Origin of the sequence: Rahnella rivi (genome assembly GCF_019049655.1) — a bacterium.
Taxonomy (GTDB): domain Bacteria; phylum Pseudomonadota; class Gammaproteobacteria; order Enterobacterales; family Enterobacteriaceae; genus Rahnella; species Rahnella rivi.
In genome coordinates this window covers 13,109-37,625 of sequence record NZ_JAFMOX010000038.1, presented here as the reverse complement: position 1 = coordinate 37,625, position 24,517 = coordinate 13,109, and the positions used below count along the sequence as shown (strand labels likewise).

General features: G+C 51.4%; 18 protein-coding genes. 13 read left to right on the top strand and 5 right to left on the bottom strand.

Annotation, left to right across the window (positions count from 1 at the left end; genetic code table 11):
• A partial coding sequence (locus J1779_RS01385; RefSeq protein ID WP_217202677.1) for a hypothetical protein occupies positions 1-305 on the top strand: 305 nt, incomplete at its 5' end.
• Between the two features lie 193 nt (positions 306-498).
• Here the strand turns inward: J1779_RS01385 and J1779_RS01380 are convergent.
• The 3 genes from J1779_RS01380 to J1779_RS01370 all read right to left on the bottom strand — a co-directional run bounded on the left by J1779_RS01380 (position 499) and on the right by J1779_RS01370 (position 5,022).
• Positions 499-1,362, bottom strand: a complete 864-nt coding sequence (locus J1779_RS01380; protein ID WP_217202676.1) for an arginase family protein — start codon at positions 1,360-1,362, stop codon at positions 499-501.
• Between the two features lie 253 nt (positions 1,363-1,615).
• The gene (ovoA, locus tag J1779_RS01375; protein ID WP_217202678.1) at positions 1,616-3,757 is read right to left on the bottom strand and encodes a 5-histidylcysteine sulfoxide synthase; all 2,142 of its coding nucleotides are present in this window, start codon (positions 3,755-3,757) and stop codon (positions 1,616-1,618) included.
• A gap of 146 nt (positions 3,758-3,903) precedes the next feature.
• The gene (locus J1779_RS01370; protein WP_217202675.1) at positions 3,904-5,022 is read right to left on the bottom strand and encodes a tyrosine-type recombinase/integrase; all 1,119 of its coding nucleotides are present in this window, start codon (positions 5,020-5,022) and stop codon (positions 3,904-3,906) included.
• A 310-nt stretch (positions 5,023-5,332) separates the two neighbouring features.
• Here J1779_RS01370 and J1779_RS01365 point away from each other — a divergent pair, with 310 nt between their 5' ends.
• The gene (locus J1779_RS01365) at positions 5,333-6,880 is read left to right on the top strand and encodes a methyl-accepting chemotaxis protein (protein WP_217202674.1); all 1,548 of its coding nucleotides are present in this window, start codon (positions 5,333-5,335) and stop codon (positions 6,878-6,880) included.
• Between the two features lie 45 nt (positions 6,881-6,925).
• On the opposite strand, the gene J1779_RS01360 is transcribed toward J1779_RS01365, so the two are convergent.
• Entirely contained in the window at positions 6,926-7,435 is a 510-nt protein-coding gene (locus tag J1779_RS01360) for an RrF2 family transcriptional regulator (protein WP_217202673.1), read from the bottom strand.
• Between the two features lie 232 nt (positions 7,436-7,667).
• Here J1779_RS01360 and J1779_RS01355 point away from each other — a divergent pair, with 232 nt between their 5' ends.
• On the top strand, positions 7,668-8,870 hold the full coding sequence (locus J1779_RS01355; RefSeq protein WP_217202672.1) for an NAD(P)/FAD-dependent oxidoreductase: 1,203 nt from the start codon (positions 7,668-7,670) through the stop codon (positions 8,868-8,870).
• A gap of 54 nt (positions 8,871-8,924) precedes the next feature.
• Here the strand turns inward: J1779_RS01355 and J1779_RS01350 are convergent, their stop codons facing one another.
• Positions 8,925-10,472, bottom strand: coding sequence for a methyl-accepting chemotaxis protein (locus J1779_RS01350; RefSeq protein ID WP_056773777.1), 1,548 nt, complete (start codon positions 10,470-10,472; stop codon positions 8,925-8,927).
• Between the two features lie 871 nt (positions 10,473-11,343).
• Here J1779_RS01350 and tssB point away from each other — a divergent pair.
• The 10 genes from tssB (at position 11,344) to J1779_RS01300 (ending at position 24,491) form a co-directional block, all read left to right on the top strand.
• On the top strand, positions 11,344-11,838 hold the full coding sequence (gene tssB, locus J1779_RS01345; RefSeq protein WP_056773775.1) for a type VI secretion system contractile sheath small subunit: 495 nt from the start codon (positions 11,344-11,346) through the stop codon (positions 11,836-11,838).
• Between the two features lie 31 nt (positions 11,839-11,869).
• The gene (gene tssC, locus J1779_RS01340) at positions 11,870-13,423 is read left to right on the top strand and encodes a type VI secretion system contractile sheath large subunit (protein WP_056773771.1); all 1,554 of its coding nucleotides are present in this window, start codon (positions 11,870-11,872) and stop codon (positions 13,421-13,423) included.
• 14 nt (positions 13,424-13,437) lie between these two features.
• Positions 13,438-14,790: a type VI secretion system baseplate subunit TssK gene (gene tssK, locus J1779_RS01335; RefSeq protein WP_217202671.1), complete on the top strand. Its 1,353-nt coding sequence runs from the start codon at positions 13,438-13,440 to the stop codon at positions 14,788-14,790.
• Positions 14,787-15,476 carry a type VI secretion system protein TssL, short form gene (gene tssL / locus J1779_RS01330; RefSeq protein WP_217202670.1) on the top strand — a complete coding sequence of 230 codons (690 nt, stop codon included), beginning with the start codon at positions 14,787-14,789 and terminating at the stop codon, positions 15,474-15,476. The genes tssK and tssL overlap by 4 nt, the downstream gene beginning before the upstream one ends.
• Complete coding sequence (locus J1779_RS01325) at positions 15,473-17,167, top strand: OmpA family protein (protein WP_217202669.1); 1,695 nt, start codon at positions 15,473-15,475, stop codon at positions 17,165-17,167. The genes tssL and J1779_RS01325 overlap by 4 nt, the downstream gene beginning before the upstream one ends.
• 32 nt (positions 17,168-17,199) lie before the next feature.
• Positions 17,200-17,691 (top strand): type VI secretion system effector Hcp, encoded by a 492-nt coding sequence (gene hcp / locus J1779_RS01320; protein ID WP_101079103.1) that lies wholly within the window; start codon positions 17,200-17,202, stop codon positions 17,689-17,691.
• Positions 17,692-17,854: 163 nt separating this feature from the next.
• On the top strand, positions 17,855-20,509 hold the full coding sequence (gene tssH / locus J1779_RS01315) for a type VI secretion system ATPase TssH (RefSeq protein WP_217202668.1): 2,655 nt from the start codon (positions 17,855-17,857) through the stop codon (positions 20,507-20,509).
• Positions 20,506-23,031 carry a type VI secretion system Vgr family protein gene (locus J1779_RS01310; protein ID WP_217202667.1) on the top strand — a complete coding sequence of 842 codons (2,526 nt, stop codon included), beginning with the start codon at positions 20,506-20,508 and terminating at the stop codon, positions 23,029-23,031. Before tssH ends, J1779_RS01310 begins: the two co-directional genes overlap by 4 nt.
• Positions 23,024-23,605 carry a M35 family metalloendopeptidase gene (locus J1779_RS01305; RefSeq protein WP_217202666.1) on the top strand — a complete coding sequence of 194 codons (582 nt, stop codon included), beginning with the start codon at positions 23,024-23,026 and terminating at the stop codon, positions 23,603-23,605. The genes J1779_RS01310 and J1779_RS01305 overlap by 8 nt, the downstream gene beginning before the upstream one ends.
• The gene (locus J1779_RS01300) at positions 23,574-24,491 is read left to right on the top strand and encodes a hypothetical protein (RefSeq protein ID WP_217202665.1); all 918 of its coding nucleotides are present in this window, start codon (positions 23,574-23,576) and stop codon (positions 24,489-24,491) included. Before J1779_RS01305 ends, J1779_RS01300 begins: the two co-directional genes overlap by 32 nt.
• Positions 24,492-24,517: the final 26 nt, after the last annotated feature.

Here is a 24,517-nt window from a genome sequence, read left to right as displayed (position 1 = left end):
ATGCAACTGTTGGGGTCCCCTATTATAACCAAATAAATATATTTGGCGGAGTAGTTCTTTCTTATGATATTTATGGTAAGCAAGTCATTGCAGGAGATATTCATCCAGATAATTTAGGTCTCTACCTACAGTATTGTGATGATGATGAATTCAATAATTGCATTCAGATTAGGGGGACACCAACAAAAGCAGGTATAGCTAAAGTGCGAGTACATGGCGGCTTAGGTGGCGGAATGCTTTCAAAATCAGGAGAATTCGACAAAACCTATATGATTACGATCAAAGACTCAGAAGGATCTTCTTAAGATCCTTTGAGGGGCGCGCACCCCTAAGTGTACGAGAAAACATTCAGGTTGCGGTTCTTTCGTATCGGAATGGTCAAATTTTAGTCTTAACGTACAATATTTTCCGTATCCCAAAGTGAGCCCGTTACTGCCTGCAGGCCAGTTTAGGGATGTTTATGCTCGAAAAAAGCCTCACATCGTGAGGCTTTCTGGTTTATTTCAAAAGGGGCAGCTCGCTGAGCAAATGCTTAAGGTTGACCATGTCCCAGGGCATGTGTTCCGCGATGGTGAGGCCGACAGCCTCTGCTTGTGAAGTGGCCTGATTAATTAACGTAATCACATCCTGAATGGTCAGTTTCCCTTCTGCAGCATCACCAAAATCATGCTCACCTCGGCCGGGTTTTGCGAACAGAACCGAGCGGAACAGCACCGGATCCAGTACGTCAAGATCAAGGTGGATAGCCAGATATTCGATTTTTTCTTTTGCAATCCACTCCATAACCTCAGCAGCTCCGGTTTTGACCTGCTGCGGGCCGCAGGTTGCCACCTTATGGCTGGCAAGGTAATCACGCTCATAATCCAGCGGGTCGTGAATACCGGCAATCATGATTTTCGACGGGGATAATTTGTGCCGAACATGACTGACTAAATCTTTGTCCCCGGTGCCTGTCAATGCCCCCAAGACATGCGCATGGGCATTTGAATACTGCTCTGCCGTTTGCACGTCGGGATGAGCGTCAACCCAGAGCACACCGAGTTTTTCACCGTATTTATTCAGCAGGTGCGCAAAAGGTGCGAGAGAAACCAGGCAGTCTCCGCCTAAAACGACAATGGCGTCAGGGTCATGCTTTTCAATCAGGGCCGCTGCATCGCCAAGCTGCCTGAGGAGCTGAGGTTTGGCGGTTATACCGTCCACCTCTTTCAGCGGTTCAGCACCCGGTAAAGCGACAGGAACTGTTTCGACAGGTCCTTTCGCTGCCGGCGAAAGAAAGGAAAGCAGAAGGGAGCCAAGGTGATAAGGAGGGTTGTTTCCGCCCTGCCACTGGGGGAAAGAGAGTCGTAAAGTCTTATTGTTCATATCTCACCTGCTGTTGGTTTTCAGTAAATCTGCCGTTATTAAAAGGTTCGGTCTTTCTTACGAAATGCACCCGTGCCGTCGGCAAATCACAAAATGAATGATCGTTCATTCATTTTGAATCACCCATGGCTCTGATGCAAGCGGAGAGTCTGATATGTCTGCCTGAAGGGACATTAGCGACTGGTGGAAAGTGCAGACGAAAAAAAACGGCCATCATGATAATGGCCGTTTCAAGAGTCAGTTCGCGAAACGTTTAGCGTTTACGCCAGATCGTTAATTCTGCGACGGTATGCTGGAATTTTCGTGCGGTTTCGCGGATCACGAAGGGCACATCCTGCGGACCCTGCACTTCCTCAAATTCACTGGCTAAAAGACGTCGCAATGCCTGATGCGTGGTCACTGCCTCACCGTTTTCGCGGAATCCACCCAACCAGTTTTGCTTCGGCGTGTATTCTTCCATCCAGGTGTAAGGTGATGACAGCATCAGTAACCCGCCGGAGCGGATCATCGGCGCTATATCTTTCAGGAAACTTGCCGGTTCGCGCAGACGATCCAGAAGATTGGCGGCCAGCACCAAATCATACAATTCAGCCTGCGGTTTAAGATTACAGGCATCGCCCTGTACGAAACTCACCCGCTCCGTTTGTTCGGCACTGATTTCTGCCTCACTCAGTGCGGCCTGACAATATTCGACCAGCTCCCCCTCTTCCGGGATCACATACCGGCAGGCTTCTCCACGGGCCAGTGCCAAAGCCACATCGATAAAGCGCGCCGAATAATCCATCCCAACAACGGTATCGAAATGACGAGCCAGTTCGAAACTCGCACGTCCTGTCGCACAACCTATATCCAGCGCCCTGCTTCGCCCTGATACATGTTTTACGGCAATATCCACCAGTTGAGTGGCGTAATTTGGAACATCAAAATGACGCGGCCCGTACTGGAAATCCAGATATTGCGCGACCAGTCCGTCCGTCTCATACGGATTTACTGTCTGCACATCCTGATGACTGGACACCACATATCGGAAACCGGCATGCTGGAAAAAGTGACGGCGGAAGGCGTAACGTGCAGATTTCAGCGCTTCATTGCCCGTAGAAATCCAGCTGCCGCCTTTGATCATCGAATGCTTGCCATCAAAAGTTGGCGTCGAGAAATCATCATATAAAGGGTGCACGCGGAAACCGTTGTAACCGCCGATTGGCGTGGATGACCATTGCCAGACATTGCCAATGACATCGTAAAAATCACCCTGCGCGAAGTGATCCACCGGACAAGATGAGGCCCAGTATTCCAGATTGATATTACCCGGCGCCCTGTCCCAGTCGGGCTGGTCGCCCTGCACCTGTTCACGTAAAATCATCCACTCTGCCTCGGTCGGCAACTGTACAGATTCACCGGTCTGCGCCGCCTTCCAGCGGCAAAAAGCAGCCGCTTCGAGCTGATTAACTTCCGCGGGCCAGTCCCACGGCATCGGAATTTCTTCTGTCATCAGGCGCAGTTTCAATTGTTCAGGTTCACGAGGCGAACCTACCCAAAACGTCGGCATTTCTGCCTGAGTAAAGTCACGCCAGCCTGCACCTTCGTCATCCCACCATTGGGTATCGCGATATCCTCCGGCCAGCATAAAGGTATAAAATTCCGCGTTACTGACCAGCATCTTACTGGCGCTAAATGCCTGAATGTTATGCTCTGACGTGCCGTATTCATTATCCCAGCCGTAAGTATCGTCTTGCTTACCCAGCGTGACAACGTCACCTTTAACGGCCACCATTTCATTTTCGGGGACGGTTTTACGATCCGTACGTGCTTCCTGACAGGCAGGCCAGTGTGGCTGGGGAGTCACCCACTCCACCGGTAACTGACGGATCAGCACGCTGGAGGTTTCAAGATGAATACGCTCATGCTCGATGCCCATCAGGATCACCCAGGCCGGGCTGTTCCAGTCCACAGGCAACGTCAGCGGCATTGTGTCGATGATGCCCAGCACTTCTTCACGCACGCGATGGCGGTATTCACGCAAATTTGCGACGGAAGGCCAGTTGTAGTTTTGATCGTCGAGATCGTCCCAGCTCATCTCATCGACGCCGATTGCCAGCATCGATTCAATTTGCGAATCGATGCGCTGCGGGAGTTGCCCCGCCGCCATCAGCTTATTGATGAAAAACGTCGCCGTGTGACCGAAATAGAAAATCAGCGGATGACGCAGGGAAATCGCTTTGTTGTAATACGCCCGTTCATCCGACAGGCAGTCAAACAGGCTTTCATACAGTTCCCAGGTCTGAATAAAGTATTCACGAATTTCCTGACGTTTTTCCTCTGCAGTGCCATGACTCAGCAGCAGAGTTTTTGTCGCTTCTGGCAGCCCGACAGCGCGCGAGTGTTGTGGATGCATCATTTATTCCTCAGTCTTCTGGCATTGCCAAATCAATACACAAGTGTAGCAGCTCATTTCCGCTGCCTTTTCCCAACGCATCCCTGACGGGTTTATCGTTATATCCATCTGCAAAATATAAAAAACCTCAATGCGGCTAAAAGCGCTTAATTCTCCATATAAAGCAGCGATATTTGAGGAATCTGCAAGAATTCGCCATCAAATTTGTGCCGCAATGATAAGTAATCCGGGGCATTAATAATGTCATGAATATTGTCAGAAAATGCGTCGAGCGCCTGCTTCATCTGGGGTAAATAATCATGCGTATCATAAACTCGGTCGATACCTTCCAGTGAGTGGTTCATGATTTTACGGGCGACGTCATTAGAAACATCCAGTGCCGATAATTTAGAACGTGCCGTTCGGCGCAAATCTCGGGTGGTAAAAGGGGCAATTCCAAGCCCCCTTTCCGCACGCAACATCCGGCGAATGACCTGCGTAATCGCACCCCGCGACAGCGGTTTGCCTGGATCCTTCGGCGAAGGCACCAGCCACGGGCTGTTTTTCGGACTGGCGGCGACCAGCGCATTGATGCAAACAAGCATCAGTGGCGTCAGCGGCAGGCTGTGATCGCGTGCTGACTTATTACGCTTGCCCTGCCGCCAGACACTGATGCGCAGATTGAATTCATCTTTGCGCGCCCGCACCACTTCATCCGGACGGCGCGCAGTCAGCAGACATAATCGCAACGCCCAGCGGCATTGTTCTGAAATATCCCACAAATCAAGACCATGCCAGAATATCCAGATTTCCGCATCGGTCAGCGTACGTTCGCGCGGCGGCGTATTACGCCCACCGACATCACGTCTTTTCATGGCGCCGAGCGGAGAATGAGGAAGATAACCCTGTATTTCTGCCCAGCTGAAAAATTGCTTACACAACGCAAAAACCCTTTTCGCTTCCGAAATTTTTCCCTCGGCCAGCAATACGTTAAATAAACGGTTAAGGCGCAGGCGGGTAATCTTGTTCAACGGAACGTCGCCGATCACCGGCAAAACGTGTTTCATTATGGAAGAAACCGCAATTTCAGGCCGACGTCGTGTCAGGATCAGCGAAAGCCGGATCCACACGTTGATCACCTGCCCGACCGTGGCATTCCCCTCTTCATCAAAATCGTCCAGTTTTGCCAGCGGCGTTGCTTTTATCTGTTGCAGATAGACCAGCACGTGACGCCCTACATTTTCAGCAGCAAAGTCGGTTTCGGTTTCAGTTATCTGCTCAGTCATCAGCTAAATTTCACAACAAAGATCGCGGGCGGCAGTTATAACAAGCCTGAAGATCATAGGCAAAAGGTTTGTGACTCCAGACCTATTAAGTCTGGAGTCACAATGGCAGCGAAGTGTGAAAAATAAGAGACTTAGCTGAGGACTTATGAAGTGATGATCAGACGCGTTTATGAACAAACAGGGGCGTGCAGGGACACTTATTTGAACATCCGAAAGTGATCCCTAAAGAAAATTTTTTTCATGCCGACATACTAAGTGTTAAGGAACTTAATCTAAATTCAACCGCAGCCTGACCAGGAAATATGTCACTATGCGCAATAACCAGCCTGTCACTCAGCAGGAATATCAGTACCCGGACGACGCCACCTTGATGTCCACGACCGATGTGAACAGTCAGATTACCTACGCTAACGACGCTTTTATCGAAGTGAGCGGTTTTGCCAGCGAAGATATTATCGGCCAGCCGCACAATATTGTTCGCCATCCCGATATGCCTCCTCAGGCCTTTAAAGATATGTGGGCCACATTGCAGCAAGGTTTCCCCTGGACAGCGCTGGTCAAAAACCGCCGACGCAACGGCGATCACTACTGGGTTCGCGCTAACGTGGTACCGATCATTCGCGGCGGCAAAACGCGGGGTTATCTTTCCGTGCGAACGAAACCGACCGTCGCAGAAATCACTGAGACGCAGTTGCTGTACGATAAAATCAATCGCGGCGAACTGAACAACCGGCGTCTTCACAAAGGCTTGCTGATCCGAGCGGGTCTTACCCGCGGACTTTCTGTGTTGAAAACACTTTCCGTCCGCTGGCGGATCCGTAGCGGATTATTCGCTGTGTTGCTGGCGGGTACCCTGCTTATATCAACGCTCTTTGCCTTGCCTTCAATGCAAATGATTTCCGCGCTGGTGCTGAACGCCGTGCTGATCTTTTTCCTTGGCCTTTGGTTTGAGTGGCAGATCACCCGTCCGCTCGAACAGTTATGCAAACAGACATTACAGGTGGCGAGCGGCGCCAGCCACACCATCACGCCGATGGCGCGGACGGATGAAATTGGTATGACGCTGCGTTCGGTCGGGCAGCTCGGATTGATCTGCCGCTGGATGGTCGATGATGTACACAGCCAGGCGCAGAAAGTAAAACAGGCCAGCGAATCACTGGCACAGGGCAACGATTTACTTAGCCGTCGAACAGAACAAACGGCAGCCAATGTGGGGGAAACCGCTGCGGCCATGAATGAAATGAACGCGACCGTTGAAAGCAACACTCAGACGGCGGCCGAGGCAGACACGTTATCTCTTAGCGCCAGCCAGGCGGCAGAGAAAGGCAGCCATGCCATGCAGGGTGTTGTCGGCACAATGCAGCAAATTACCGACAGCTCAAAGCAGATCGCCACTATTACATCGGTGATTGATGGCATCGCATTCCAGACCAACATTCTCGCGCTGAACGCGGCCGTTGAAGCGGCACGCGCCGGGGAACAAGGCAAAGGGTTCGCCGTGGTGGCCGGGGAAGTTCGCAGTCTTGCACAACGCAGTGCGTCAGCCGCCAGTGAAATTAAGCGATTGATCGATGCCAGCGCCGACACGGTGATTTCGGGATCAAAACAGGTCGCTCAGGCAGGCAAGACGATGGATGATATTGTCACCCAGGTGCAAAACGTTTCCGCGTTGATTGCGCAGATCAGAACAGCAACCGGCGAGCAAAATCTTGGTCTGGTGGATGTCGCTAAAGCCATCGAAGAACTGGATCGCATCACCCATCAGAATTCAGTTCAGGTGCAGGAAGGCGCAATTGCCTCATCGGATTTAAAGAAACAGGCGGAAAGATTAGTGGATGCCGTGGGTGTCTTCCGCTAAACCGTTAAATACAAGGCCAGTGAAACACGCACTGGCCGGGTTCATCTACTGTGCACGGCGCCTTTCAGCAATCCAATCCTGCACTTCGATGGCAAAAGTGTCCGGCGCCTTGCGAAATGTTTTTCTCGCCAGATCTAAAATGCTGTGGCGGGCTAACTCTTCTTCCATACGTTGTTGCGCGCTGTCCATTACTGCGCGGATCCCGCAAGGCCCTTCGCACGCCCAGGCCGGTGGACTTTCTTCAAAAACAGCCAGCCGTTGTCTGATCTCTTTACATTCAAAAATCCCTTTCTCCCCGTCAATGGCCTGAACCACATCCAGCATGGTGATCAGTGCCGCGGGGCGTGCCAGCCGGAAACCGCCGCCCTTCCCCTCACTGCTCACTACCAGTCCCCCGCGCGAAAGACGGGTGAAGATTTTCGCCAGATAATCATAGGGAACGCCCTGCAACTCTGCCATTTCGCGGACATTCATTTCACGATCGTCGCCTTTGATGTCGACCATGCACACCAGACTATGAATGCCATATTCCACGCCAGAACTGTAAAACGCCATGATGAACTCCGTTAAACTTTATCTGAGTCATTATACAGAGATTGTCCGCACCTGAAAGACGCGCTTTTTGAGCCTGTAAATACCCTTTGACGATTTCATCATTAATCAATCAGTTGACTATCCTCTTTTATCCTTACTCTTTTAACTCCGAAAACTATTGTCGCAGTTAACTACGACAAGTATAGTGGCAGTCAGATTATTAACGCGTTCTGAACATTTAAGGGTTGAACACATGAAAAAGCATATTCTGATCCTCGGTAGCGGTTTTGCAGGTATGTGGGCCGCAGTGAGTGCAGCACGGCTGGCGTACATAAATGGCGGCGATGACATCAACATCAGCGTTCTGGCACCTCATCCTGAGCTGCGTGTGCGCCCGAGATTTTATGAAAATAATGTTGCCTCTCTGGTTTCTCCGCTGGCACCACTGTTTACAACCCTGAACATTCACTTCATACAGGGAAACGCAAAACGCATTGATAATAAGACAAAAAACGTATGGTATTGCGATGCGGAAGGTCAACTGGCATCGGCGAGTTATGACCGGCTGGTGCTGGCCACAGGCAGCAATGCAAGACAGGTCACTGTTCCCGGTGCCGGTCAATACACGTTCAATATCGATCAGCTGGAATCGGCACACGTTTTTGAAAAACATCTGACCGGGCTGGCAAACCAAGCGCCAACTCCGGCACGCAACACGGTGGTAGTGTGTGGCGGGGGTTTTACCGGCATCGAACTGGCGACTGAATTACCTTCCCGCTTGCGCGAGCTGTTCGGCCCGGAAACCAAGACTAAAGTTATCGTAGTTGAGCGCGGTGACGTTATCGGCGGGCGTTACAGTGAAGCGCTGCGCGACGTCATCGAACAAGCCTCCAGGGAAATCGGCATCGAGTGGCGTTTACAGACAGACATCACCGCCATTGACGCAACCGGTGTGACATTGAGTGATGGAAGCCACATTGCCTCCTCAACCGTGGTATGGACCGCCGGCGTGCAGGCCAATGCGCTGACTGAACAGTTTGCAGCGGAGCGTGACAGTGTCGGGCGTTTGTATGTCGATGAAAATCTGCAAATTCGTGGTGTCTCTGATGTCTTCGCCACCGGGGATGTTGCTCATGCCGCCACCGATGATGTCGGCAATACGGCGCTGATGTCCTGTCAGCATGCGATTCAGTTAGGTAAATTTGCCGGAAATAATGTCGCGGCAAGCATCCTGGGCCTGCCGCCTATTCCATATCGTCAGGTGAATTACGTCACCTGCCTTGACCTGGGCAGTTGGGGGGCAGTATTTACGGAAGGCTGGGATCAAAAAGTACAATCGGTACGTGAGGAGGCGAAAAAAATCAAAATCGCCATTACAAATGAGCTGATTTACCCGCCTCGGGCGGAGCGTGATGTTGCCTTTGCGGCAGCGGATCCTCTGGCTAAATTCGTCTGATAAAAACCCAAGCAGTGCTCCCGGCACTTTCGTTGCCGGGAGTTGGTTCTTACCTTATACCGCGGCTAACCTGAACGCCGAAACCGAATGCGTCAGATGATGCACCTGCTCTTCCAGCGAAGCGGCCGCCGCCGCAGACTCCTGAACCAACGCCGCATTTTGTTGCGTCACTCCGTCAATTTCCGTCACCGCCTGTTCAATCTGGCTGATGCCACGACTTTGTTCATCCGACGCCGTCGATATATGTTCCATCAGGACATCCACCTGAGTCACCGATGTAATGATCGCACTAATGGAATCACCGGTGCGGGAAACCTGATCCGACCCTTCTTTTATATTGGCGACAGATTCTGAAATCAGGCTTTCGATCTCCTTCGCTGCCACCGCGCTGCGCTGCGCCAGATTACGTACTTCGCTGGCCACCACGGCAAATCCACGCCCCTGCTCGCCTGCTCGTGCCGCTTCAACGGCAGCATTCAGCGCCAGAATGTTGGTCTGGAAAGCGATGCTGTTAATCACACCGGTGATGTCTTCGATTTTTTTAGAGCTGCTGTTGATGCGCCCCATGGTCTGGATCACTTCCTGCGCCACTTTCTCACCGGCACGGGCATTTTTCACGGCTTCGCGGGTCAGGCTGCTGGCGCGCACGACATTTTCAGTATTCTGTTTTACCGTCGCCCCCAGTTCTTCCATGCTGGCCGCCGTTTCTGTCAGCGCTGCCGCCTGTTGTTCAGTGCGCGATGCAAGATCGATATTCCCGGCAGTAATTTCTTGTGAAGCATGCGCTACCGTGTGGCTGGTATCGCGCACCTGACTGATAATCTGCGTCAGTGCCAGTCGCATATGTTCCATCGACTGCATCAGTTGTTCGATTTCACTGCGCGAATTCATCTTCACTGGCACCGGCGTATCCAGATATCCTTCGGCGATCTGACGGCAGTGATCACGGGAACTCAGCAACGGGTTCAGCACGTAACGTTTCATGAAGATGAGCACCGCAAGGATCACCACCAGGAATAATACGCAGAACGCGATGGTCAGCCCGATGCCAAAACTGAAGTTGTTTTGCGCTTCACTGTTGAGGTTTTTGGCGTATTTCTCATGCAACGCCAGCACCTGATCCAGCACAATTTCATACTGGCGATCCAGTTTTATCACTGCCGGAATACGTGCTTTAAACTGCTGTTGATCGCCTGCACGGGCAGCGTCAACCAGCGGCTGAATACCATTCTGACGGTAATCAAGATAGGTGGCGCGATAGGCCTCGGCCAGGGCAGCTTCGCCCGGCAACTTGGGTGCGCTCAGATAGGCCTGGAATGCTGCGTCCGCTTTACCGGTGGCTTCATCCACACCTTCGAGTGCCGGTTTCAACTGGCTGTTATCCCCGCTCTCGATCTGTTTCATCAGTTCCATCACCCGTACGCGAGAAGTACGGCTGTGGTTAATCGGGTCAATAATGGAAAGCACCACGCGGATTTCTTTATTCACATCATCCAGTGAATGATTACTGCGTGTCAGCAACCAGACGTTAGACATCATACTGGCGAAAAAGAGAGCAAAAAGAACAATTAAAACAAGCAGAGAAGACTTTTTTAGGGACATGTGCGGCTCTTATACATCGGATCAGGAGTCTATTTATCGGCATATCCCTGCGAATGTTTAGCCTTACACCCGTACTATCACAAATTTTTGGCAGTATGATCGATCTGCCTACCGTTGCTCAAGGGCATTAGCGCCTGAATGTCGCCAGTGCTCATTTTTCTTACGCGGGATATGTCTCATGCTTTAACTTTTTTTTCACGTTAACGTGAAGTGACTCGCAATAAGTATTATAACTTTCATTATCAGAACGAGATACTCACCCGACTTATTCCGGCCCAGTTTAAATGGCTCTAAGATATTTCCCTCATAAAATGCAATCAAATAAAACTCTCAAATAATTTGTCATGTGAATATTCTTAATAATTGTCGAGGAAAAATCTTATGAATTAAAGCTGCCTGCTTAACGACCATGATTTATTTTTTCATTAATTAATGAGAATATTCCCTAACTCAAATCACTCTTAATACGAAAACTCTTAGTTATTTTTACGCCGGGTAGAAAGGTACAATTCAGCGCAAGCCCTTGCGCTATGGCACTTAAAGAGACTCATAAAGAAAAATCTTACTTATCAATGAAATATTCTTTCATGTATATAAGCCTAACCAGTAACATTCAGTAACACATTTTAGTTTTCAATATAAACATCAATGTTTCTAAAATACCGGCCACAGGTACTTATGTGGAATTTTTCCACATAAACTCAAAACACACTGCGGAATGTTTCTCAAAATATTTTGTCTTGATTGTGACCCTGATTTATCTCACCCCACCAGGTGCAGAAATGGATATCGTTTTATGGCAGGGTTGCCTACCTTTCATTTATTTATGGATTCATTGGCAGCGTTTATCACTCATCAATAAGGGATAGGCATGTCTAATAGCTTTCAGGAAGAAATACCCAAAGCTCGCGTCAATATTAAACTCGATTTACATACAGGCGGCGCGCAGAAAAAAGTCGAATTACCTTTAAAATTAATGGTAATGGGTGACTACAGCAATGGTAAAGAGACGCGTCCTTTGTCAGAGCGTGAAAAAGTCAATATTAATAAAAATAACTTTAACAGTGTACTCGCTGATTTTAGCCCGTCGCTGAACCTGACCGTTGAAAACACACTGTCAGGCGATCGCAGCGAAGAAAGCATCAAGCTTAACTTCAAAGAAATGAAGGATTTCGAGCCAGAACAAGTGGCACGTCAGATCCCACAGCTTCGCGCGATGCTCGCGATGCGTAATCTTTTACGCGATCTCAAATCCAATCTTCTCGACAACGCGACCTTCCGCAAAGAGCTCGAAACCATTCTTAAAGATCCGTCTCTGAGCAATGAACTGCGCAGCGAACTGAATGCCCTGGCACCAAAGGCCTGATTGCCTCCACTTAACGGATTAATGCGAGATAATGCTTATGTCAGTCAATAACGAAAACGCCTCTTCTTCAAACGGTCAGACGACCGTGCTCGAGAACCCGGAAGCCAGCCCTATTTATGCCTCCCTGTTCGACAAAATTAATCTTACACCGGTTTCCTCACTGGGCGACCTGAACGATTTCCAGGATACTTCAGCGCTGGCTGATGTCACTGCCGACCAGCGTGTCACTGCGGCCGTTCAGGTTTTCCTGGAACGCCTGAAGCTGTCGGGTCAGACTGTTGAACGTCTGGATAAAACGCTGCTCGATCACCACATCGCCGAACTCGACAGCCAGATTAGCCGTCAGTTGGACGAAGTCATGCATCACCCTGAATTCCAGCGCGTGGAATCCGGCTGGCGTGGCCTGAAGTTTCTGGTTGACCGCACTGATTTCCGCCAGAACGTGAAAATCGAACTGCTGGACGTGTCTAAAAATGACCTGCGTCAGGACTTCGAAGATTGTCCCGAGATCATTCAGAGCGGCCTGTACCGCCATACCTACATTCAGGAATATGACACACCAGGTGGCGAGCCAATTGGTTCCGTCATTTCTAACTACGAGTTTGACGCGTCTGCGCAAGATGTCGCGTTGCTGCGTAACATTTCTAAAGTCTCTGCTGCTGCGCACATGCCTTTCGTCGGTGCCGTCGGTCCAAAATTCTTCCTGAAAGATTCCATGGAAGAAGTTGCCGCGATAAAAGACATCGGTAACTACTTCGATCGCGCCGAATACATCAAATGGAAATCCTTCCGCGACTCCGACGATTCCCGCTATATCGGTCTGACCATGCCTCGTGTGCTGGGTCGTCTGCCGTATGGCCCGGATACCGTGCCGGTTCGCAGTTTCAACTACGTTGAAGAAGTGAAAGGCCCGGATCACGAGAAATACCTGTGGACCAACGCCGCGTTCGCCTTTGCTGCCAACATGGTGAAAAGCTTCATCAAAAACGGCTGGTGCGTACAAATCCGTGGTCCGCAGGCAGGTGGCGCAGTGACTGATCTGCCGATCCACCTGTACGACCTGGGCACCGGTAATCAGGTGAAAATTCCGTCTGAGGTGATGATCCCGGAAACCCGCGAGTTTGAGTTTGCCAACCTGGGCTTCATCCCGTTGTCTTACTACAAAAACCGCGATTACTCCTGCTTCTTCTCTGCCAACTCTGCGCAGAAACCGGCGCTCTACGACACCGCGGATGCCACTGCTAACAGCCGCATCAATGCGCGTTTGCCTTACATCTTCCTTCTGTCACGCATCGCGCATTACCTGAAGCTTATCCAGCGTGAAAACATCGGTACCACCAAAGACCGCCGTCTGCTGGAACTGGAACTGAACACCTGGGTACGCACGCTGGTCACCGAAATGACCGATCCGGGCGACGACCTGCAGGCTTCTCACCCGCTGCGTGATGCCAAAGTGACCGTTGAAGATATCGAAGACAACCCTGGCTTCTTCCGCGTGAAACTCTACGCCGTACCGCACTTCCAGGTAGAAGGCATGGACGTGAATCTGTCATTAGTTTCTCAGATGCCGAAGGCAAAAGCCTGAGGCCCGGAGGCACGATGAAGATTGAGCGTCCGCTGTGGACTCGAGGGATCCTCGTGTCTCCACAGCAATTTCAACAACAGGCCTCTTTTGAGGCCTGGACAAATGAGTGCATCGCGCAAATGAGTACCCTGCATCCCTGGGGCGTACTCCATGCCAGCTTCGAGCAAGATGCCCTGGCACAAGGGCGTCTGAAGGCAGAGCGGTTACACGTTCGCTTTCAGGAAGGAATGTTGATCGACACCGACTGCGCCGATCAACTCCCGCCTACCCTGACATTGGCGGCCAGTCTGCCGGCAGAAGCAAACGAAGCTGTCGTCATGTTGGCAATGCCACAGGTGTATGCAAACGGTGGAAATTGTCTGCAACCTGATGAGCGAGCCGAACGACCGGTGCGCTACCGGCAGGCCTGGCGTGACGTACAAAACCAGTTTGGGGATGATAAAAAACAGCTCGCCGTCATGACTTACGAACTGACGCTGCGTCTGGATACTCAGGAAAACAGCGACTATCAGGTTTGCCCTGTTGCGCGCCTTTTGCGCGATCCCCAGGGACGCTGGGTGCAAGATATGTTGTTTATCCCCCCTTTGTTGAGTCTTAAGGCCAGCCACTGGTGCGGTGAACAACTTGAGTTGCTGATGGTGCAATTGCGGGCACGCCTGCAACGCCTGATGGGCATGCGCCGTGAAAGCAACGCACGCATGGCTGATTTCGCTGTGGCCGACGTTTCACTCTTTTGGCTGCTTAATGCCCTTAACGGTGCTGAACCGGTACTGGGGAATTTCCAGCGTTATCCGCAGGTACATCCGGAGCGCGTATATCAGGAGCTGGCTCGTCTTGCCGGTAACTTACTTACGTTTTCTCTTGAACATGATGTCACCGCCATTCCTGTGTATCAGCATGACCAACTGACGAAGGTTTTCCCGCCGATTTTTCGGTTGCTGAATATCCTTCTGGAAGCGAGCCTGCCTTCGCGGGTGGTGTCCATCGAGCTGGTGCATGAGCCGCGGATCAATCAGTGGCGTGCTGCATTGCACGATCCTCGCCTTCGTGAAGAGGTGGATTTTTACCTGTCAGTCCGTTCCACGCTCTCTTCCGCTCAACTGCAAACTCAATTTCCGCAGCTGTGTAAAGTCGGTGCGCCGGATGATGTCGGCAACGTGGTCAACGTGGCACTCAGCGGTATTCCGCTCCGCCCTTTAAGTCATGTTCCGGCAGCTATTCCGTTGCGGCTTGAGAATCAATATTTCTTCCTGGACCTTAACCACCCGGCGGCGAAGCAGATGATAGAAGCCGGAACCTGCGTCTTCTATGTGCCGGGCACGTTGGGCGACATTCAGCTTGAACTGTTTGCGGTGTTACGTGCATGAGCGAATCGATGAAAGCACAGACTGAATCTGTTGATACTGATGCCCTGCTTGCCGATACCTGGCTGCAGATCATCAGCCTGCGCCAGGGCATGGCCTGCTCTGAAGGCGAAGGTGAGATCTTCTGGAAGCGCTGCGTGGCCGATATTGAGCGCGTGCAACGGACGCTAAAAGAAGCAGACACCAGTGAACAAAACTGCCAGCACATCATGTATGCACAGTGCGCAATATTAGATGAAACGGTCAAAGGGCGAGGCGTGCAGGATGATGCTTATTTTGTCTGGTGTAACTCCCCCCTGCAGGCACATTTTTTCAATACCCTAGATGCCGGCAATCAGCTGTATGAACGGATGCGCAATGTACTGCATGAGCCTGCACCGGACATCAGCGTGCTGACTTGTTTTCATCGCGTACTGATGCTGGGTTTTCTGGGTGGCTATGCTTCACGGGCAGTTTCAGAACGTGAGCAACTTCTCGACCAGCTATCGGCGCGTGTTCCGGCGTTCAACTTTGCTCCCTCCCGTCCGGTATTGGCCGTCGGCTCATCCAGCAACCGTCTTGCGGTGTTGCTGCGCTATTGGCCGGTACGTCTCGGGTTGGCCGCACTAATTGTGGCGTTGCTGTGGTGGGGGCTGGACCACTGGCTGTCTCAGTTACTCCCGACGCTGTTACCGGGGTCAGTGAAATGAGTCCGATGTGGCGACGTGGTTTATGGTTATGGGCAGGAATTCTGGCCGGTATTCTGTGTCTGGTCTTTCTGCCTTTCACACCAGCATCGCGCTGGATTGTCTTTGGACTTGTTTCGTTCATCTGTCTGGCAGGCATGTGGCGGGCGGGCCGGCAACCGGTGTCTGAATTCGTGGCAAATAGTATTTTCGACGGGCTTCCGGCCGAAAATTACCGTCTGCCCGTCGTGCTGGTTTGCGGAGACGGTCTGACATCATTGTTCGGTCAGGATACTGTTTATCAGTCGGCACAAGGCTGCTGGTTAAGGGTGGATGACGCCAGCACTTTACGCCAGTTCGCCCGGCAGGTTCTCTGGCAGCGTCCTGAATGGGCAAAGCAGATGGCCGTTATGCTGTCCGTTAATCCGCAGCAGCACGGTGACGATAAAATGCTGACGACGCAGCTCTATGAGTTGCGCTGGCAACTGGTGCAGCTTCGTCGCGATATCCGTCGCCCGCTTCCTTTGCTCCTGTGCAGTACAATTGCCACCAGCATTGCTGAAGGGCCGGTTTGGTTATCACAACAAAAGGCCGCGCCGGTCACGCTGTGGCCCACCGTCACAATGCCGGAAACCCTGACCAACTGGCTGCACATGGAGGGTAACGTCCGCCATGCTGAGAGGATCAAACAAACCGTTATTTTCAATCAGCAAAATGACTGGCTGAATGCGCATGTATTGCCTGCTTTGCAGGCACGTAACGATGATATTGCCTGTGTCTCTGCGCAGCAGGTGATCCTGCATCAGGTTGACGGACTGAACGCTGTTGTACCCGCATCACTCTGGCAACAGTGGCTGGCCGCCCGTACCTCTTTGACTAACGTGTCGGGCTGGCACCCAGTACCCCATGCAAATAAAGATACCCTCCTCTTTCCGGAATTTATCTTCACAGATCTGCCTTCCGGCAGCGGTGTGTCTTCACGCCGACGGGCATTACGGCATGGCGTCACTTTATTGACCGTTGCGGCTGCCATGGCACTGTGTTGCAGCGCCTGGGAGAACCGTCAGCTTCTTCATCACGTAGCTTTTGATATCCATCATTACTACAGCGTAAAAATGGAGGACTACGAACCTAAGGCTAAAGCGGTTGAAATACTGCGTCAGGATGCCGCACAGCTGGATGACTGGTTCCGCAACGGCGAGCCACTGAGTCTGGGGCTCGGCCTCTATCAGGGTGAGCGCCTGCGCCTGCCATTGCTGGAAGCCATCAGAAGCTACATTCCCCCACCCCCTCCTCCGCCACCCGCCGAGAAACACACGCCTAAAATCGTGCGTCTTGACGCTATGTCGCTGTTTGAAAGTGGCAAATATGCGCTTAAACCGGGCTCACTCAAAATGCTGGTGAGTGCGCTGGTGGATATCAAGGCCAAACCAGGTTGGCTGATTGTGGTCGCCGGGCACTCGGATATTACCGGAGATGCGAAAGCCAACCAGACACTGTCTTTAAAACGTGCTGAATCCCTGCGCGACTGGATGCTTTCTACCAGCGACGTTTCCCCGACCTGCTTTGCAGTTCAGGGCTTCGGAGCCACGCGCCCTATAGCAACAAACGACACCCCGGAAGGCCGCGCGGCCAACCGTCGTGTCGAAATCAGTCTGGTGCCGCAGGCCGATGCCTGCCAGGCAGCAGCAACCCCACATTCATCAAATGATTGATGGATGCTTAACTTAGAAATGGAGAACTACCCATGGCAATTCCTGTTTATCTGTGGCTGAAAGACGACGGCGGTGCGGACATTAAAGGTTCCGTAGACGTAAAAGATCGCGAAGGCAGCATCGAAGTCGTTGCGCAGGAACACAACCTGTACATCCCGACCGATAACAACACCGGCAAATTGACGGGTACCCGTATTCACACCCCGTTCCTGTTTACCAAGGAAATCGACTCCTCCAGCCCGTACCTGTACAAAGCGGTGACCACCGGTCAGACCCTGAAATCCGCTGAGTTCAAATGGTATCGCATCAATGACGCGGGCCAGGAAGTGGAGTATTTCAATACCAAACTGGAAAACGTCAAGCTGGTGAAAGTCGCGCCTAAAATGCACGACATCAAAGATCCGGCCAAAGAAAAACATAACCACCTTGAAGCGATTGAACTGCGTTACGAAAAAATTACCTGGACCTACAAAGACGGCAACATCATTCATTCCGATTCCTGGAACGAACGTACCACCGCGTAAGACCTCACAGCAGACGGTTCGCCGTCTGCTGTTTTTGTTTTCTGAGCCGCCGGTCTGGCGGTTGAGCAAACAAAAACAGAACCGGACATCGACCTTATGGGCCTGGGTTTCCTGCAAAGGAAAAGGCTATGGGCGGTAGCGTACCTCAAAAAAGGAATTCAGCATGGAACAGCAGTCAGCCGTCTTACTTCGTCGCTTAAACCCGTACTGCGCGAAAGCGCTTGAAGCCGCCGCGACCCTGTGTCAGACGCGGGCACATGCGGAAATCACGGTCGAACACTGGCTGCTTAAGCTGCTTGAACTGGGCGAAGGCGACATCACCGTGCTGGCCCGTCGCTACGAGTGGGACATGGACGTGCTGTGGCAAAATCTGCTCGCGCATCTCGATGCCCTGCCGCGTTCCGTGCATGCCCGTCCGCAACTTTCCGATGATTTACAGGCGCTGATAAAAGCCGGATGGCTGGCCGCATCCCTGCAGGACGACAATGAAAATATCCGCAGTGTACATCTGCTGGAAGCCCTGCTTGCTAAGCCGCGCCTGCTGCGCTGCGAGGGTTTGTGGCCGCTGTTCAGCCTGAGCGAAGAGCATATCCGCCGCCTGAAACCGGTGCTGGACGCGCTGTCTGAAGAGCGCCCAGAACTGCAACAGCAGGAAAGCCTGAACCGGACGCCGTCCGACCTTGCCGGTGACGCCACCAGCCCGAAACATGACATCGCCGCTGGCGGTCAGTCACTGAGCGAAGCCCTGCAGGCTGCGCTGGATAAGTTCACGCTGGATGTCACTGCTAAAGCCAAAGCCGGACACATCGACCCGGTGTTTGGTCGCGATAACGAAATTCGTCAGATGGTCGACATCCTGTCACGCCGTCGTAAAAACAACCCGATTTTAGTCGGCGAGCCAGGCGTAGGGAAAACCGCACTGGTCGAAGGTCTGGCGTTACGCATTGCAGAAGGCAACGTGCCGGACAGCCTGAAAACCGTCAGCCTGCGCACCCTGGATTTAGGCTTGCTGCAGGCCGGTGCCGGGGTCAAAGGTGAGTTTGAACAGCGCCTGAAAAACGTCATCGACGCCGTGCAAAAATCACCGACGCCGGTGCTGCTGTTTATAGACGAAGCGCACACCATTATTGGTGCAGGCAATCAGGCCGGTGGCGCGGACGCCGCCAACCTCCTCAAACCCGCCCTCGCCCGCGGTGAGCTGCGAACTATCGCCGCCACCACCTGGTCCGAGTACAAACAATATTTTGAACGCGACGCCGCACTCGAGCGCCGCTTCCAGATTGTCAAAGTCGATGAGCCGGACGACGAGATGGCCTGTCTGATGCTACGCGGCCTGAAATCCCGCTACGCGCAGCATCACGGCTTGCACATCACCGACGAAGCGGTCAAAGCCGCCGTCAGCCTCTCCCGCCGCTACATTACCGGCCGCCAGTTGCCGGACAAAGCCGTCGACCTGCTCGATACCGCCTCCGCCCGCGTGCGCATGAGCCTTGATACGCTGCCGGAAGATCTGACCCGCCTGAAGGCTAAGATCGGCGCACTGGGGATGGAAGAACAGGCGCTGCTGGAAGACATTTCGCTGGGTAGCCAGACCCACGGCGAGCGCCTGACTCAGATTGAACATCAGACCAATGCGCTGACTGATCAGCTCACCGCGCTGGACACTCAGTATCACGCTGAGAAAGCGCTCACTCAGCAACTGCTCGATGTGCGTCAGGACATCAGCCGGCAGGAAGAGATCGCCAGCCTGCAACAGCAACTCAGTGATTTACAGGGGCACGCCCCGCTGCTTTCACTGGACGTTGATATACGTACCGTCGCCACCGTGATTGCAGACTGGACCGGTGTGCCGCTGACCAGCCTGCTGAAAGACGAACAGACTGACCTGTTACAACTGGAAAACCAGCTGAATAAACGCGTCGTCGGCCAGGACCCTGCATTGACCGCCATGGCACAACGTTTGCGCGCCGCCAAAACCGGTCTGACTTCTGAGAATGGTCCGCTGGGCGTGTTCCTTCTGGTCGGTCCGAGCGGCGTGGGTAAAACCGAGACGGCACTTTCCCTCGCCGACTGCCTGTTCGGCGGCGAGAAATCACTGATCACCATCAATCTCAGCGAGTATCAGGAAGCGCATACCGTTTCCCAGCTGAAGGGTTCACCTCCGGGCTACGTTGGTTACGGCCAGGGCGGTATTCTGACCGAGGCTGTGCGTAAACGCCCTTACAGCGTTGTCCTGCTTGATGAAGTTGAAAAAGCGCACCGCGACGTAATCAACCTGTTCTATCAGGTGTTTGACCGTGGCTTTATGCGCGATGGCGAAGGTCGTGAAATTGATTTTCGCAATACCGTCATCCTGATGACCGCCAACCTTGGCAGCGACCACATCATGCAACTGCTGGATGAACAACCGGAAGCCACCGACGGCGACCTACAGGAAATGCTACGCCCGATCCTGCGCGATCATTTCCAGCCGGCCCTGCTCGCCCGTTTCCAGACGCTGATTTATCGTCCGCTGAATGCCGTTGCCCTGCGCACTATCGTTGAGATGAAACTGGCACAAGTCGCCAAACGCCTGAACAAGCATTACGGCCTGAAGTGCACCATCGAAGAAAGCCTCTACGACACGCTGGTCGCCGCCTGCCTGCTGCCGGACACCGGCGCGCGTAACATCGACAGCCTGCTCAACCAGCAGATCTTGCCGGTGCTGAGCCAGCAACTGCTGCAACGCATGGCCGGACAACAGCGCACCACCGCACTGGCGCTGGGCTGGGATGAAGAAGAAGGGATCACGCTGGAGTTTGACGGAGAAGAGAAATGAATACATCCGCATTGCCATTTTTCGATCACAGCCATCATAAATTAGCTGTCCGCGGCAGCAGCGCACAGCCCGACGTTCTGAGCTTTAACAGCCTTGAAGCACTCAGTTCGCCATTCCGTTACGAAATTGAGTTCACCAGCACCGACAAAAATATTGACCCGAAAACCATGCTGCTGCAGGACGCCTCCCTGACCCTGCAGGCGCCGGTGGCTGAAGCCTTTGGCGTTTCCGTGCAACAGCCGCAGCGCGTGATACAGGGCGTCATCACCGCCTTTAAGCGCCTTTCCACCTCGAAGGATGAAAGTCATTACGAAGTCCGCCTGCAGCCGCGCCTGGCCCTGCTTTCACGCAGCCATCAGAATGTCATTTATCAGGACATGTCCGTGCCGCAGATTGTCGAAAAAATCCTGCGCGAACGCCACGCTATGCGCGGTCAGGATTTTGTCTTCACGCTGAGTAAAGAGTACCCGCGGCGCGAGCAGGTCATGCAGTACGGCGAGGACGACCTGACCTTTATCTCCCGTCTGCTGGCCGAAGTCGGTATCTGGTTCCGCTTTACTGCCGACCCCAAACTCAGCATTGACGTCGTTGAGTTTTACGATGGCCAGCAGCATTATTTGCCATCCCTGACCCTGGTCGCCGTGCCCCCTTCCGGCATGCACGATGTCGGCGTCGAGTCCGCCTGGAACCTGGCCAGCCATTATCAGGTAGTGGAGAAAACGGTGTCCACCCGCGATTACAACTACCGCACCGCCACCGCGGAGTTAAGCGGCAGCGCCGACGTCACCCGTGGAGACACCACCACCTACGGCGAAGCCTATCACTACGCCGATAACTACCTGACCCCCGGCGGCCGCGAACCGGAACCGGAAAGCGGCGCGTTCTACGCCCGCCTGCGCCACGAGCGTTACCTGAATAATCAGGCGCGTTTCTCCGGCGTCGCCAACGCAGCCACCCTGGTGCCGGGTCAGGAACTGCATGTTACCGGCAGCGACGCCCCGTCGCAGTTTGCGCAAGGCGTGGTCATCGTCAGCATCGAAAGCGCGGCGAGGCGTGACAAAAGCTTTGAAGTGAAATTCGACGCCATTGCGTATTCCGAAGACTACGGCTTCCGCCCGGAGCCGGCGCCTAAACCGATCATGGCCGGCACCCTGCCCGCCCGCGTCACCAGCACTACCGCCAGCGATACCTACGGCCATATCGATAAAGACGGCCGTTACCGCGTCAACATGATGTTTGACCGGGATGCGTGGGAACAGGGGTACGAAAGCCTGTGGGTCCGTCAGGCGCGCCCGTACGCCGGGGATACCTACGGCATGCATATGCCGCTGCTGGCCGGCACCGAAGTGGCCATTGCCTTTGAAGACGGTAATCCTGACCGCCCGTACATCGCCCACGCGCTGCACGACTCGGCGCACGGCGACCACGTCACCATCCAGAACTATAAGCGCAACGTCCTGCGTACCCCGTCGAACAACAAACTGCGCCTGGACGACGAGCGCGGCAAAGAGCACATCAAGCTCAGCACCGAATACGGCGGCAAAAGCCAGCTAAATCTCGGCCATCTGGTGGACAGCGGCAAACAGCAGCGCGGTGAAGGGTTTGAGCTGCGCACCGACAGCTTCGGGGCAATACGTGCACAGAAAGGGATTTTCATCAGTGCTGACGGTCAGTCGAAGGCTCAAGGGAAAGTGCTGGAGATGGATGCGGTCATGAGTGAGATGAATTCACTGAAGGACAAGGCACAATCTCTCTCTGACGATGCGCAAACAGCTACCGCAAATCCAGCCGATATGGCCGCCCAGATCTCATTGATCAACGACCGTGTAAAAGATCTGACCGCTTCTGTTTTGCTGATGCACGCTCCTAAAGGCGTCGCCCTGAGCAGCGGGGAACATCTCCAGGTCTCAGCAAAGCAAAACCTTATCGCTACGGCAGGAAATAATGCAGATATCAGCGTAACAAAAGATTTTTTCATCGGCGTGGGAAACACCTTAAGCATCTTTGTGAGAAAGCTGGGCATGAAGCTTATCGCCAATCAGGGGCCCATCACGGTTCAGGCACAAAACGATCTGATGGAATTGCTGGCCCGCAAGGCGATCACCATCACCAGCACTGAAGATGAAATTAAAATCACGGCGAAGAAGAAGATCACGCTCAACGCCGGCGGCAGTTATATCACGCTTGACCAGAATAAGATTGAATCGGGCACCGCCGGAGAGTTTCTGACTAAGGCGGGGAATTACGGGCGTTTGACTCAAGCTACAAACAAAGTAAACATGCTGACATTCCCATTAATTAATCGTGACGAATACAATATTCGATTTTTATTTTCTGATGACGAAGGATTACCTTATAGCAATTCAAAATATATAGCCTACCTCCCAGATGGCACAGAAAGAAAAGGAATTACTGATGAAAATGGACACACAGAAAAGTTTGTCAATGAAGATGCTAAGGAAATAAAAATAAAATTAATTAGTGAGTATCTTGATCCAGCTTGGGAGGGTAATCATGGCTGACAAAATAACTACAGGCACACAAACTAAAGATGACAATAACATTGTCACAAACAAAATAACAAACAAATTTAACAAGATGATAATTGAAACCTTAGAAGAACAAAAGAAAATTTTAACAAAACGTAAATTGGATCTTGAAACTTGGGGAGAGAACGAAAAAAAAGAGTTTGAAAAAATTTTTGGCATAAAAGATGAAAAAGCCAGGCAGTGGATATTGCTGGGGGTCAATAGGATGCTAATACTCAATGGTGAATTAAAAGCAACTAACTTTAGACCTGTTGATCAAAATGTCCATGCATCGGTTAATAAAACTCAAGATAAGGATTTCATAATAGACATTGGAAAAAAGTTTGGCAATGATAAAATGAGAGGGCGTGACTCTCGCGTTGCTACTCTATGTCATGAAATGTCACATTACGGCATCATCTTGAATACATCCGACATGACACCTTCTGGCAATGATCCAATGAAAACATCTCCGAAAGATTTTCAAAGTTTTGCCGATAATTTAGTGAAAAAACATGATGCAGGAGTAATGATGAATGCGTATAACATTGAAAGATATTTTGAGTGACAATATATTTAAATGGTTGTTTTTAAGTGTTATTTTTATCACTTCATTTTATGCAAAAGGTGACCAGAACGTACTACTTATACAAAATGGTTACGGCACACTGTATTGGGGTAGTACAGGTGAGCATCATAGTAAACCTGAAATATACTCACTCCTTGATTCCTTCCGTTATAAATCTGATAATGAAATATCAGATGAAATAGATCACACTTATAGTATTAGCTCTATCGAAAGTGATAAAAATGAATCAACATACGATTTCAAAATTCATGTAAACATACAAATAAAAAGCGAGAATATTCTTGCGAAAGTAATATTTTATAACAATAGCAAAGCAGCAAGATTCATAAATAAAAAATATGTACCTTTCGACTTTCAATCAAAAATATCTTTACGACCATGTGATATTATTTTTTTGATAACATCAGGCAATATTAAATTAGATTATCTTGGTTCAATGTGCAATTACGGGTCAATCTTCGACCGGCAGGATTGGCTAGAAATCCCAGCAAAATCAAATTTATCTTTCACAATAAAACTTAATGATATATATGCATTCCTTCCTGGCAAAAATCATTATGACATTGGGACGCGAGAGTATTTACTAGTCGATAAAAAATGGCTTATACAAGGTAATATTAACAAAGTGTTTTTTTCCATATTAAATTGGAGAGAAAATTGCCAAGCAGTTAAAAATAAAGAATCAATATTAACCACATCGAGCGAATGCAATTCTTTACACAATGAAGATAATATTGAAAACTTTCTTACTCAACTTTCTTACTACGGCGAAAGTGGGAGTTCTTTTTTAATTCGCTCCAACAAAACATCAATCATTATTAATGGAGATGAAGTGAAATCTATATATATAAAACACCAGAAATAAGAACCAGATTAACTCATCCTGACATT